At 78.4% G+C, this 13,474-nt stretch carries 9 protein-coding genes; 4 read left to right on the forward strand and 5 right to left on the reverse strand.

Annotated features, from left to right (window positions below; genetic code table 11):
• Positions 1-7 precede the first annotated feature (7 nt).
• The 3 genes from K5O09_RS14205 to K5O09_RS19595 are packed head-to-tail and all read right to left on the reverse strand — an operon-like array spanning position 8 to position 6,980.
• Positions 8-3,490, reverse strand: a complete 3,483-nt coding sequence (locus tag K5O09_RS14205; RefSeq protein ID WP_222170132.1) for an ATP-dependent DNA helicase — start codon at positions 3,488-3,490, stop codon at positions 8-10.
• Positions 3,487-4,923: a PD-(D/E)XK nuclease family protein gene (locus K5O09_RS19590; RefSeq protein ID WP_222170133.1), complete on the reverse strand. Its 1,437-nt coding sequence runs from the start codon at positions 4,921-4,923 to the stop codon at positions 3,487-3,489. The genes K5O09_RS14205 and K5O09_RS19590 overlap by 4 nt, the downstream gene beginning before the upstream one ends.
• Positions 4,818-6,980: a UvrD-helicase domain-containing protein gene (locus K5O09_RS19595; RefSeq protein ID WP_370635459.1), complete on the reverse strand. Its 2,163-nt coding sequence runs from the start codon at positions 6,978-6,980 to the stop codon at positions 4,818-4,820. The genes K5O09_RS19590 and K5O09_RS19595 overlap by 106 nt, the downstream gene beginning before the upstream one ends.
• A 140-nt stretch (positions 6,981-7,120) precedes the next feature.
• Between K5O09_RS19595 and K5O09_RS14220 the strand changes: the two genes are divergently transcribed.
• The gene (locus K5O09_RS14220; RefSeq protein WP_222170134.1) at positions 7,121-7,816 is read left to right on the forward strand and encodes a TetR/AcrR family transcriptional regulator; all 696 of its coding nucleotides are present in this window, start codon (positions 7,121-7,123) and stop codon (positions 7,814-7,816) included.
• 43 nt (positions 7,817-7,859) lie between these two features.
• Positions 7,860-8,084, forward strand: coding sequence for a DUF3107 domain-containing protein (locus K5O09_RS14225; RefSeq protein WP_222170135.1), 225 nt, complete (start codon positions 7,860-7,862; stop codon positions 8,082-8,084).
• Between the two features lie 96 nt (positions 8,085-8,180).
• Here the strand turns inward: K5O09_RS14225 and K5O09_RS14230 are convergent, their stop codons facing one another.
• Entirely contained in the window at positions 8,181-8,921 is a 741-nt protein-coding gene (locus tag K5O09_RS14230) for a ferritin-like fold-containing protein (RefSeq protein ID WP_222170136.1), read from the reverse strand.
• Positions 8,922-9,023: 102 nt separating this feature from the next.
• On the opposite strand from K5O09_RS14230, the gene K5O09_RS14235 reads away from it, so the two are divergent.
• Both K5O09_RS14235 and K5O09_RS14240 read left to right on the forward strand, forming a co-directional pair.
• Positions 9,024-10,355: an MFS transporter gene (locus tag K5O09_RS14235; RefSeq protein WP_255595585.1), complete on the forward strand. Its 1,332-nt coding sequence runs from the start codon at positions 9,024-9,026 to the stop codon at positions 10,353-10,355.
• A 266-nt stretch (positions 10,356-10,621) separates the two neighbouring features.
• Positions 10,622-12,310, forward strand: coding sequence for a DEAD/DEAH box helicase (locus tag K5O09_RS14240; protein ID WP_222170138.1), 1,689 nt, complete (start codon positions 10,622-10,624; stop codon positions 12,308-12,310).
• A 166-nt stretch (positions 12,311-12,476) separates the two neighbouring features.
• On the opposite strand, the gene K5O09_RS14245 is transcribed toward K5O09_RS14240, so the two are convergent.
• Positions 12,477-13,358 carry an oxygenase MpaB family protein gene (locus K5O09_RS14245; RefSeq protein ID WP_222170139.1) on the reverse strand — a complete coding sequence of 294 codons (882 nt, stop codon included), beginning with the start codon at positions 13,356-13,358 and terminating at the stop codon, positions 12,477-12,479.
• Positions 13,359-13,474 lie beyond the last annotated feature (116 nt).

Genomic DNA, 13,474 nt, shown 5'->3' on the forward strand with positions numbered 1-13,474 from the left:
GGCCTGCTCAGGCGGGCGGGGCCGTCGCGGCCAGCAGCAGGCCCTCGATCTCGTCCGCGCCCAGCAACCGCTCCGGGCGCACGGTCCGCCGCGCGCCGACGTAGCAGAACGCCGCGTCCACCCGGTCGAGCGGCGTGCCCGTCCAGCGGGACCACGCGAGCCGGTACACCGCGAGCTGCAGCTCGCGGACGGCGGTCGCGGCGGGGTCGGTCGGCGGCGCGCCGGTCTTCCAGTCCACGACGACGACCGCCCCGGGGACGCCGGGCCGGTCCGGGTCGGGGAACACCGCGTCGATCCGGGAGCGCAGCACGTAGCCGGCGACGGTCGTCTCCACGTCCACCTCCACGGCGACCGGCTCGAGAGCCGCCCACGGGGTGGACAGGAAGGCGGCCCGCAGGGCCGCCTCGTCGGCGTCCACGGCCACCGAGTCGTCGTCCGCGCCGGGCAGGTCGTCCAGGTCGACCAGCGCGGGCGCCCCGAAGAACCCCTCCACCCAGGCGTGGAACTGCGTGCCCCGGCGAGCCTGCGGGGACGGGCGCTGGGGCACCGGCCGGCGCAGGGCCCGCGCGAACTCCGCCCGGTCCGCCGCGAGCCGCACGACCGCTGACGCCGACAGGTGCGCGGGCAGCTCCACCTCGGGCCGGGGTCGCGACTCCGCCTCCTGCTCCGCGAGGAGCAGCTCGACGGTGCGGTCCCAGGGCGTCGGCGACGCGGGACGGGACGCGGCACGTGCCGCCCGGACCGCGGCCGCCGCCGCCTCGACCGCCGGGCGGCGCGACCGGGCGCCGTCGCCGGTGCCCGCGAACGGATCCGCTGGCCACGTGGCCGACGCGACCTCCTCGGTGCGCGGGTTCGCGTGGTCGTCGTCCGGCGCGGTCGCCCAACCCGCGACGCGCGCGAGCCCGGCTTCGACCACCTCCGTGAGGAACAGCGAGGGCGGCCGCGGCCGGCTGCCGTCGCCCCACCACGCGCCGGTGAGCAGCAGCGCCGAGCGCGCGCGCGTGAACGCCACGTACGCGAGCCGCCGTTCCTCGGCGACCTGGTGGTCGCCGGCGTCGCGCAGGAACTGCCGGCGCCGCTCCTCCAGGCCCTTCGGGTCGGCGGCGCCGGCGTAGGCGAGCTCGGGCAGGTCTGCCCGGTCGCCGCGCAGCGGGTAGGGCAGCTCGCCGAGCCCGGTCAGCCACGCGGAGTCGGTCGGTCCGTCCTTGCCCTGCGTGCGCGTCGCCGGCAGGCCGCCGTCCACCAGGCCGGCCACGACGACGACGTCCCACTCCAGACCCTTCGCCGCGTGCACGGTGATCAGCTGCACCGCGTCGGGGTCGGGCTCGGCGACCGGCATGTCGAGCCCGTGCTCGTGGGCGTCCGCGGACTCCAGCCAGGCGAGGAACCCACCCAGGCTCGGGTCGTCGGTGGCGTCGGCGTACCGCACGGCCACCTCGCGGAACGCGTCGAGGTGCGCGCGGGCGCGGCCCGGGGTGAGGCCGGGTCGGGCGGCCACCTCGATGTCGAGGCCCCAGAGCCGCTCGGCGTGCCCGACGAGCTCCGGCAGCGACAGGTACGTGTGCTGGCGCACCGCGCGCAGCACGGCGCCGAGGTCGACGACGCGGGCCAGGCCGGTTGCGGTGAGCCGCCGGCCCGAGGGACCGGTCCAGCCGGGCGGGGGCGGGGAGTCGACCGCGTCGACGATGCTGCGCTCGTCCACCACGTCGGCGACGACCGGGGCGGACGGGGTGTCGGCGTCGGGCCGTGCGCCGGCGGGAGCGGCGGCGGCGGCCGGCTCGGCGGGGTCGGCGGCGTCGGCCCGCGCCGCGGGCGCTGCCGTCGGGGCCCCGCCCGCCGCGGCCGACCGCCGGTCCAGCCCCCGGGCGAGGTGGGCGGACCAGTCGGCGAGCGCGTGCAGGTCCGCCGCACCGAGCCGCGTCCGGGCGCCGGTGAGGAGGCGCATGAGGGCGTCGCCGCGGGACGGGTCGTGCGCAGCCTGGAGCAGAGCGACCACGTCGACGACCTCCGGGGTCGCGAGCAGGCCGCCGAGGCCGACGACCTCGACCGGGAGACCGGCCGCGCGCAGAGCCCGGTGGAGGACCGGGAACTGCGCGCGCTTGCGGCACAGCACCGCGGCGGTGACCCGCGACCCGTCGGGCGACGGCACGCCGTCGGCGCCCGGCAGCACGCCGCGACCACCCTCGGGACGCCACCGTGCGGCCACGAAGTCCGCGACGGCCTGGGCCTCCTCCTCGAGGGTCGGCGCGAGGTGCGCGACCACGTCGCCGGGGCCGGCTCCGGGGCGGGGCGCGAGCGTCGGCAGCGCGACGCGGACGCGGTCCGGCCGTCGCAGGGGCTCGGCGACGTGGTTGGCCGCGTCGAGCACGCGCACGTCGTTGCGCCAGGAGGTGGACAGCGCGTACACGGCGGACGGGCGGCGGTCGCCGTCCGGCGCCACGTCGGGGAAGTCCGTCGGGAACCGCTCGAGCCCGCCGGCGCTCGCGCCGCGCCAGCCGTAGATCGACTGGTGCGGGTCGCCGACGGCGGTGACCGGGTGGCCGTCGCCGAACAGCGCGGACAGCAGGACCAGCTGGGCGTACGAGGTGTCCTGGTACTCGTCGAGCAGCACCACACGGAACCGGGCACGCTCCCCCGCCGCGACCTCGGGCACGTCGCGGGCCAGCCGCGCGGCGACGGCGACCTGGTCGCCGAAGTCCAGCGCGTCGACGGCGCGCTTGCGCTCCCGGTACGCGGCGACGAGGTCGAGCATCCGCTGCCGTTCCCGCAGGGAGGCGACGAGGTCGCGGACCTTGGCGTACGGGGCTCGCGGCGGCACGCCGGGCGGTGTCGCCTCGATGTCGTCGACGATGCCCTCGATCCGCCGGCGCGCCTCCTCCGGCGCCAGCAGGTGCTCGTCGAGCGCGCCCGAGAGGGTGAGCACCGCCTCGACGACCGTGGACACGGCCGCTGCCGAGTCCAGGTCGGCCGTCCACGACTCGACGACCTCGCTGGCGAGCTGCCACTGCGCGGCCTCCCCGAGCAGACGCGCGGCCGGTTCGACGCCGAGGCGCAGCCCGTGGTCGGAGACGAGCGACGCGGCGTACGCGTTGTACGTCGAGATGGTGGGCCGTGCGACCGTCAGCAGGCCCGCGCCGCCGTCGGCCGCGTCCTCCGCAGCCGACAGCCCCGGCAGGTGCACGCCCTCGGCCGCCGCCGCGCGCGCGAGGTGGCGCAGCCTGCGGCGCACGCGCTCCGCGAGCTCGCCGGCCGCCTTGCGGGTGAACGTGAGCCCGAGCACCTCCTCCGGCGCGACCATCCCGTTCGCGAGCAGCCACACGACGCGCGCGGCCATCGTCTCGGTCTTCCCCGAGCCCGCTCCCGCCACCACCAGGGCGGGGCGGAGCGGGGACTCGATGACGGCGACCTGCTCGTCGGTCGGCAGGTCGCGCCGCAGCAGCCGGGCGACGTCGTGCGCGGAGAGCGCCGGCCGCACCGTCGTCGTCGTCATCCGACCACCTGCCCGCCCTCGTCCCGCAGCGGGCAGGACCGGCGCACGGGGCACCGGTCGCAGAGCGCGTTCGCCGTCGCGGCGAAGGACGACGCGGCCATCCGCTCGGCGACCTCCTCGATGTGGCTGCGGGCCCACGAGGGCTCCGCGGGGCTGTCCGGCCCGAGCGCCGGCTGCTGCCGCACGGCCGCCTGGGACCTGTTGACGTCGGACACGTAGACGAGCTGCGCCCCGGCGCTCCGCGACCCGGGCGGCAGCCCCTCGACGGCGCCGGCGTCCACGGCGAGCTGGTACGCCCCGAGCTGGGGGTTGGTCGTCGACTCCTGCGCGGACGGTGCCGTGCGACCGGTCTTGAGGTCGACCACCCGGACCGGTGTGCCGTCCGCGTCGCCCGGGCCGTCCTCGGCGCGCTCCACGCGGTCGAGCGTGCCCCGCACGACCGCGCGGTCGAGCTGCAGCTCGAACCGCGCCTCCACGGCCAGCGGCTCCCCCGCGGTCGCCAGGTAGCCGGCGAGCCGCGCCACCATCGCCTCCGCGCGCCGCCTCTCGAGCGTCGCGGGCCACCCGGAGCCGAGCCCGAGCTCCGGCCAGCGGCGGTCGAGCTCCGCCAGCATCTCCTCCCGGCCGCCGCGCGGGAACGTCTGGGCGAGGGCGTGCACGAGCGTCCCCAGCGACTGCCGCGTGCTGCTCGGCGCGGTGCCGCCGGCGGCCTCGAGGGCCCAGCGCAGGGTGCACGTGCCCGCCGTCTCGACGCGGGACGGGGACACCGGGACACGCTGCCCCTCGGGCCACAGCGGGGCGTCGCTCGACGGCCCGGCCAGCCCGTGCCACTGGTCCGGGTCGGCCCCGGGTACGCCGGCGTCGGCGAGCCGCGCGAGCACCGCCGCTGCCCCGTCGTCCGGCTCGCCCCGCCGGGTGGCGTCCTCCAGCCGCGCACGCAGCCCGGCCACGAGCCCGCGCAGGTCCAACGGGGCCGGTGCTGTCGTCCGCCGCGGGTCGTCGTCCTCGTCGCAGGGCTCCACGAGGTCGAGGAACGGCGACGGCTGGTCGTCCTCGTCGGACACGGCGGTGACCAGCAGCACGCGGCGCGCCCGGGTCACCGCGACGTGGAAGGAGCGCAGCTCGTCGGCGAGCACCGCGGCGCGTGCGGCGGCACCGTCGGCGGGGGCGACGCCGTCGCCCTCCGGTGCCACGCGGCCGGCCAGCACGTCGACGAGGGCCTGCGAGCCGAGCAGCGAGTCGCGCAGCCGGAGGTCCGGCCAGACGCCCTCCTGCACGCCCGCGACGGCGACCACGTCCCACTCGCGGCCGGCTGCTCCGGCCGGCGTCAGCACGGCCACCGCGTCCCGGCGGGCCCGCGCCGCGATGGTGTCGGACGGCAGCTCCTGCGCCTCCACCCACTCGAGGAACGCGGCGGCACGGGCCTGCGGCATCCGGTCCACGAAGGTCTCGGCGGCCCGGAACAGCGCGAGGACCGCGTCCAGGTCCCGGTCCGCTCGCGCACCGCCCGGTCCGCCTGCGAGCGCCGCCCGGCGCCACGGGTCCGCGAGCCCGGAGGCCTCCCAGAGCGCCCACAGGACGGTCTGCGCGTCGGCGCCCGGGTCGGCGGCGGCCGCGCGGCCGGCGGCCAGCACGCCGGCGAGCCGGACGACCGGGCGGCGCACGGCCTGCGGCAGCGTGGCCGCCCGCCCGGGGAACGCGAGCGCCTCGACCAGCAGGTCGTCGCTCGGCCGGCCGCCCCCCGCGCCGACCTCCTCCTGGCGCAGCGCACGCCGCAGCCGCCGCAGGCCCACGGCGTCCATGCCGCCCAGCGGCGAGCAGCACAGGCGCGCGGCGAGCGCCGCGTCGAGCGCGAGCCCGCCGGTGGCCGCCCCGTCCGGTGCCGGGACCCGCGTCGCGAGACCGTCCACGGCCGGGGCTCCCCCGGCGTCGACAGCCGGCCCGGCGGGGCCGGCGTGGGGAGGCCTCCCGCACCGACCCCACCGCCCGGGCGGTCCCCGCCGAGCACGCAGCGCAGCGCGTCGAGCAGCGGCCGCACCGCGGGCTCGTCGCGCAGCGGGACGTCGCTGCCCACCACGGCGACCGGCACGGACGCCGACCCGAGCGCCCGGCGCAGCGCTGTCACCTGCGCACCCGACCGGGTGACCACGGCCATCTCGGCCCACGGCGTGCCGTCCTCGAGGTGCGCGCGGCGCAGCGCGTGGGCGATCCAGGCGGCCTCCTGCGCGGCGCTGGGGAGCACCGCGGTGCGCACCAGGTCGCGAGGTGCGTCGGGCCCGCCGCCGGCCCGCGGCACACCGGCGCCCGCCTCGGTGCCGCCCCCTCGGCCCGGCCCGACCGCGCCCGGGAGGGAGGCCGGCCGTGCACGCCGGTGCGCCGCGCCTCCCACGACGGCCACGCGCTGCGACACCCGCCCGGCCACCTGGCGCAGGGCCGGTCCGTGGCGGCGGACCGTCTCCAGCACCATGCGGTGCGCGCCGAGCTCCCCCGGCCCGTCCCCGTGGGCGTCGGCGCGACCGACGAGCGCGGGGGTGGCCCCGCGGAACGTCTGCACCGCCTCGTCGGGGTCGGCGAGCAGCAGCACCGTCGCCCCGTCGTCCTGCAGCACGCGCAGCAGCCGGGCGGTGGCCTCGGTCGCCTCCTGGTAGTCGTCCACGACGACGAGGCGCCACCGCGGCCGCGGCCGACCCGGCAGCTCCTGGTCCCACGCCCGCAGCGCCTCCGCGGCCTCCTCGACGACCGTCGCCGGGTCGTGCCGCGCACCCGCGTCGGGCGTGCCGGCGCGCAGGGTCGTGACGTCCAGGTACTCGGCGTACAGCGTCGCCGCGGCGACCCACTCGGGGCGCCCGTGCCGATCTCCGAGCGCCGCGAGCTCGACCGGCCCGACACCGCGCTCCGCGGCGCGCATGAGGAGGTCGCGCAGCTCACCGCGGAACGCCCGCAGCGTGAGCGCGTCGTCGGGGACGCCCGCGGGCCACCGCAGCGGCACGCCCTCCCCGGCCGCGTGCCCGGCGAGCAGCTCGGCCAGCGCCAGGTCCTGCTCCGGTCCGGAGATCAGCGTGGGTGCGGGCTCGCCGAGCAGCGCCGCCCGCGAGCGCAGCACGGCGAACGCGGCCGAGGCGGCGGTGCGCACCATGGCCTGGCCGGTGGTGCGGCGGACCCGCGCACCGATCCGGTCGCGCAGCTCGGCCGCCGCGCGCCTCCCCGACGCGAGCACGAGCACCTCGTCGGGCGACGGCGTGCCGGGTGACGGGAGCAGGGCGTCGTCGTCGGCGCCGAGCGCGGCGGCCACGGCCTCGACCGCCAGCAGCGTCTTGCCCGTGCCCGCGGCGCCCACGACGAGCAGGGCGCGGTCCTCGCGCGCGAGCAGCCGCTCCACCACCGCGCGCTGGTCGGCGCCGAGCCGGACCGGGGGCGGCACGTCCGCCAGCACCGGCCGCACCAGGCGCAGGCCGGCGGGGCCGGGCGGGGCGGCGGGTGTCACGGTCACGGCTCGATCCCATCACACGCCACCGACAGCAGCGGGCAGCAGCGGTGCCCCGGAGCAGACCGCACGGACCCCGCCCGGGCACGGCCGGACCGGAGCGAGACACCCGGGACCCGCGCGGGGCCGCTGGCTATCATCACCCGATGGACCAGCCCCCGACCGGCCGCGGCCGACCGGTGCGCATGCCCCGGGCCCTGCGCCGCGCGCAGGTGCTGCGCATCGCCCAGGAGCTGTTCACGTCCGAGGGCTTCCACCACGTCTCCATGGACGACATCGCCGAGCGGGCCGAGGTCAGCAAGCCCGTGCTCTACCGGCACTTCCCCTCCAAGCTCGACCTGTACCTGACGGTCGTCGACGCCCGCGGCGAGGAGCTGCTGTCCGCCGTCGACGCCGCGGTCGCCGAGCACCCGCCGGGCGAGGTGCGGCCGCACGACGCGCGGGCCGTGATCACCGGCGTCGTGCGGGCCTACCTCGACTTCGTGGACCGTGCCGGGGAGTCCTCCGCGCTGCTGTTCGAGTCGGACGTCCGGCACGACGACGGCGTCCGGGCGCGCGTCGAGCGGGCCACGGCGGTCGTCACGCGCCGTGTCGAGTCCGTGCTGTCCGGCGTGGCCGGGGTCCCGCACGCGACCGCCGCGCTGCTGGCCCCCAGCGTCGCGGCGATGGCGCAGGAGGCCGCGACGCGGCGGCTGCGCGCGGCCGGCCCGCTGCCGGCCCGCGAGACGGCGTCGCTGGTCGCCCGGCTCGCGTGGGGCGGGGTGTCCGGGTTCGTCCCGGGCCTCTCGGCCGAGGGCGAACGGGAGCCGCAGCAGGACGGCGGCGACGCCCGCCCGGCCTAGGATGACGGGGCAGCACAACCGGACGAGCGAGGAGACGACCAGCGTGGACATCACGATCGGGGTGCAGAACCTGCCGCGCGAGCTGGTGATCGAGTCGGACCAGACCGCCGACGAGGTCACGGCCGCCGTCACCGAGGCCCTCACCGGCAAGCCCGTCCTGGAGCTCGTCGACACCCGCGGGCGGCGCGTCGTCGTGCCGTCGGCGTCGATCGGCTACGTCGAGATCGGCACGGAGTCGAAGGGCCGCGTCGGCTTCGGCGCCCTCTGACCCGGCGCGGGCGCACCGGCCCCGCCGCACGACGCCCCCGGCACCTCCGCGTGAGGTGCCGGGGGCGTCGTCGTCGCGGGCGCCGCGAGCGCGGCGTCAGGCCGTCAGACCGAGCCGCGACATCCGGCGGGTGTGCTCCGCCGTCAGCTCGCCGAACAGCCGGGCGGGTGCCGCGGCGTCCTCCTCGGACGTCGCCGGCGTGGCGTCGTGCCCGTCGCCCGCCGACGCGTCGACGGCCGCCCCGCCGGACGCGCGCCGGGTCACCAGGCGCCCGAGGCCCGGGTGCGCGGCCATGGCCTGCTGCACGACGCCGAGCGCCTCGCCGACGAGCCGCCGCCCCCACAGCGCGAGCCGCGACACGAGCACCTCGTCCTGGGCGCCCGCGGCCTCGAGCTCGCCGACGGCGAGGTCCTCGTGGGCGGCGTCGTCGAGCACCTCGAGGAGCAGGGCGCGGGAGCGCGGGTCGACGGCCGCGGCCGCGATCCGGCAGAAGTCGTCGGACACCCCGTCGGCGACGTAGGACCGGAGCAGCCGCTCCCACCAGGTGCTCGGCTGCGTGCGCGAGTCGAAGTCCTCCATGAGGCGCGCGTACGCCCCCAGGCACCGCTCGGGGTCGCCGCCCAGCTCGACCACCCGCTCCAGGACCGCGTCCCGGCGGGCGACGGCCGCCGCGGCGAGGCGGCTGAGCTCGAGCTGCTGCGCGGTGGAGGGCGCGACGCGGGCGTCCTCCGCGAGCCGGCCGAAGGCCACGTGCTGCAGGTGGGCGACCAGGCCGAGCAGCTCGACGGTGTCGGCGGCGTCGGCGATCGGGTGGGCGTCGTGAACGACCTCGGTCATCCGGGCATCGTAACGCCGCGGCTAGACTGGGCGCAGATGAGGGCTGTGACGCGACCTGGTGGCGGGGAGGCGCGTCGGACCGACGTACCCCGAGAGGCCCCCGTGACCGCCCTGTCCTCCTACGCCCGCCTGCTCCGGCTCGCCGGGCCCGCCTACGTGGCCGTCGCCTTCCTGGGCCGGCTGCCGATGGCGATGGCCCAGCTGGGCACCCTCCTGCTCGTCTCGACCGCGACCGGCCGGTACGGCCTCGGTGGCCTCGCCGCCGGCTGCCTCGCCGTCGCCAACGCCGCGGGCGCGCCGGTGGCCGGCGGCCTCGCCGACCGGTACGGGCAGCGACCCGTCGTGCTCGTGCAGTCCCTGGCGGGGGCCGCCGCGCTGACGGGCCTGACGCTGCTCGCCGACGGCGGTGCGGACGGGCCCCTGCTGGCCGTGGTCGCCGCCCTCACCGGGCTGGCCCTGCCGCAGGTGGGACCGCTGGCGCGCGTGCGGTGGCGGCCGATCACGGCCGACGCGGGTCCGGAGCGACGCCGGCTGGTCGACGCGGCGTTCTCCTACGAGGGCGCGGCCGACGAGGCCTCCTTCGCGATCGGCCCGGCCCTGGTCGGCCTGGTGGCCGTCGCGCTGTCCCCGGCCGGCGCGCTGCTGACCGCCGCGGCGCTGCTCGCGGTGTTCGGCACGGCGTTCGCCCTGCACCCGACGGCGCGCCGCACGACGTCCGGCCCGCACGCGCGGCCCACCGGGCGCCTGCTCACCGCGGCGTTCACCGTCCTCGTCGTCGCGCAGTCCGCGGTCGGGGTCCTGTTCGGCGCCACGCAGACCGGCACCACCGTCCTCGCGACGCAGGCCGGGCAGCCCGGGCTCGCGGGCCTCGTGCACGCGGTGCTCGGCATCGGCAGCGCGCTGGCCGGCATCGGCACCGCGTTCATCCCGGCCCGCGTCGGGCAGCAGCGGCGGGTGCTCGCCGCGGCCGCCGCGATGGTCCTGCTGTCCTGGCCGCTGCTGCTGGTCGGCACCCTGCCGGCGCTCACCGCCGCGGTGGCGGTGCTGGGCTGCGCCATCGCGCCCTACATGATCGCGGTGTTCTCGCTGGGCGAGCGGGTCGTCCCGCCCGGGCGGACGGGGGCGGCGATGACGGCGCTCGCGTCGGCGACCGGCATCGGGTACGCCCTCGGCTCGACGGTCGCCGGCCGGCTCGCCGACACGCACGGCCACCGGGCGGCGTTCGCGGTGACGGTGGCGGCGACCGTCGTCGCGCTCGTGCTGGCCGCGACGCAGCAGGGCCGGCTCACGACCGCGCTCGACGCGGCGGCCGAGGAGGCCGACGCGACCGGCCCGGAGGCTGTCCCCGTCGCGGGTGCGGCCGCCGCGTCCTCCGGCGGCACGACGGACGGCACCGCCGCGCCCACCACGGCCGCCGCACCCGCGTCCCCCTGACGGCAGGACCGGGGCGGGCCAGGACGCGCCGCGTCCGGGCCCGCTCCGGCACGCCACGGGGGCGGGTGCGTATCATCGGGGTGTACATCGGTTGCCCGGTCGTCTCGACCTCGGTGCTCCGAGCGCGACGTGACGCCCCCCGGGCGTCCGGACCGCCCTCGACTGACCTGCACGATCGGCTGCCGGACCATCCGTGGCGATGCCCGCCGCTGCCCGGTCCCGGGTGCGGCGCGCGGCACGCCACCTTCACGAGTGAAGAGCAGTCCGTGACCTCGACCGAACCCACCACCGACGCCGGCCTCGCGCCCGAGGACGTCGCGGTGGAGACCATCGACACCCCCACCGCCGCGTCCGTCCAGGCCCAGGACGTGACGTTCGCCGACTTCGACGTCCGCCCCGAGATCGTGGCGGCCCTGGCGGACGCCGGCATCACCGCGCCGTTCCCGATCCAGGCGATGACCCTGCCGGTCGCGCTGTCCGGCCACGACATCATCGGCCAGGCCAAGACCGGCACCGGCAAGACGCTGGGCTTCGGCGTCCCCCTGCTGCACCGCGTCGTCGCCCCCGACGAGGAGGGCTTCGACACCCTGCCCGCGCCCGGCAAGCCGCAGGCCCTCGTCGTCGTCCCGACCCGCGAGCTCGCCGTGCAGGTGGCGGGCGACCTGGAGACGGCGTCCAAGCGCCGCTCCGTGCGGATCGCGCTGCTGTACGGCGGCCGCGCGTACGAGCCGCAGATCGAGATGCTGCAGCGCGGCGTCGAGGTCGTCGTCGGCACGCCGGGCCGCATGATCGACCTGATGAACCAGGGCCACCTGGACCTGACGCGCGTGCGCTGCGTCGTGCTGGACGAGGCCGACGAGATGCTGGACCTCGGGTTCCTGCCCGACGTCGAGAAGCTGCTGGCCCGCACGCCCGCCTCGCGGCACACGATGCTGTTCTCTGCGACCATGCCGGGTGCCGTCGTCGCGATGGCCCGCCGCTACATGACGCAGCCGACGCACATCCGGGCGAGCGAGCCGGACGACGTCGGCAAGACCGTCAAGAACATCAAGCAGGTCGTGTACCGCGCGCACGCGCTCGACAAGGTCGAGGTGCTCGCGCGGCTGCTGCAGGCCGAGGGCCGCGGGCTGACCATCGTGTTCGCCCGCACCAAGCGCACCGCCGCGAAGGTGGCCGACGAGCTCATCGAGCGGGGGTTCGCCGCCGGCGCGCTGCACGGCGACCTCGGCCAGGGCGCGCGCGAGCAGGCGCTGCGGGCGTTCCGCAACGGCAAGGTCGACGTGCTGGTCGCCACGGACGTCGCGGCGCGCGGCATCGACGTGGACGACGTCACGCACGTCGTGAACTACCAGTGCCCCGAGGACGAGAAGACCTACCTGCACCGGACCGGCCGCACCGGCCGCGCCGGGCACAAGGGCACCGCGGTGACGTTCGTCGACTGGGACGACCTGCCGCGCTGGTCGCTCATCGACAAGGCGCTGGAGCTCGGCTTCCCGGAGCCCCAGGAGACGTACTCCAGCTCGCCGCACCTGTACACCGACCTCGGCATCCCCGAGGGCACGACCGGTCGTCTGCCGCGCTCGAAGCGGACGCGCGAGGGCCTCGACGCCGAGGTGCTCGAGGACCTGGGCGAGACCGGCAAGCGCCACACGCCGGGCCGTGGCGACGCGGGCGGCCGTGGCCGCGACGGCGGACGGGACGGCCGGCGCGAGGGCGACCGGGACGGCGGGCGGCAGCGCACCCGCCGGCACGGCTCGGGCGAGCGGGCCCCCGAGGGTGCCGCAGCCGACGCCACTGCTGCCGGTGAGACCCCGGCCGGTGGCCGTCCTGCGGGCGACCGCCCGGAAGGCCACGGCGAGGAGGGCACCGGCCCCCGCCGGCGCCGCAACCGCCGCCGCACCCGTGGCGGCCGCCCGGCGGGCGAGCAGGGGGCCGCGGCCCCGAGCGAGGGCTGAGAACCCGAGGACGCGCACGGACGAGGGCGCCCCGCCGGCACGGCGGGGCGCCCTCGCGTCGTCGGGGCTCCGCACCTGTGCGGGACCGGCAGGCGCGGGGGCCTGCGCGCGGAGCCGCGTCATCGGCGCCCGGCGCGCGCCCGGGCGCCGCCGCCCGGCGTCGCTCTCAGCGCGAGGTGTCGGCCGTCGGCGGCGGCGGTGTCGTCGCGAGCGCCCACCGCACCAGCCGGGTGACGACCCGGCCGCCCGCGTCGGCGAGCGTCGCGTCGCGCCACGCGCGGTCGGGCAGACCGAGCGGTGCGCGCGCGGCGCGGGGCAGGAGCCCGATCGCCGCAGCGGACAGCACCCGGTACGGCGGCAGCGCGGCGGCGGGCACCGGCGGCCGTGCGAGCAGGAACTCCGCGGCCTCCCTCGCCTCGGGCGTGCCGCGCAGCTCGGGGACGTACGCGTCGAGCGTCGCCCGCAGCCCTGCCACCGTCTCGGGCACGTCGGTGGCGCCGAGCGCCCGTGCGACCCGGGCGCCCTGCGCCACGTACGCGTCGCAGCCGGCGGCGTCGAGCGGCCTCGCCCCGTACCGCTGGTGCGCCGTGAGGAACGCGTGGGCCTCCGTGACGTGCACCCACCGCAGCAGGTGCGGGTCGGAGGCGGCGTACGGCAGGCCGTCGGACGTCGTGCCGGAGACGCGGTCGTGGATGCGGCGGACGGCGTCCACCGCCTGCTGGGCGTGCTCCGCCGTGCCGAAGGTCGTCACCGCCAGGAACGTGCTCGTGCGCTGCAGCCGCCCCCACGGGTCGGACCGGTAGCCGGAGTGCGCGGCGACCGCCGCCATCGCCAGCGGGTGCCAGGACTGCAGCAGCAGGGCCGTCAGCCCGCCGACGAACATCGACGCGTCGGCGTGCACCCGGCGGATCGCGTCGTCGGGCCCGAACCAGCGCGGGCCGGGCGTGGCGTGGATGCGCTCACGGACCTGCGCGCCGCGCGGACCCGCGACGCGCGCGAACAGCTCGTCGCCGAGCCGCCCGCGCAGGGTCGTCGTGGAGGTGGTCACGCGCCGATCCTCGTACGGACCGCCGCCCGGCGCCACGGCGGCAGCCCGGCCGCGGTGCGCGCACCTCCGCGGCACCGGGCCGGCGGTCGGGCGCCGGCCCCGTCGGACCGCCCGAT

This window comes from Cellulomonas sp. C5510, from assembly GCF_019797765.1.
Classification (GTDB): domain Bacteria; phylum Actinomycetota; class Actinomycetes; order Actinomycetales; family Cellulomonadaceae; genus Cellulomonas.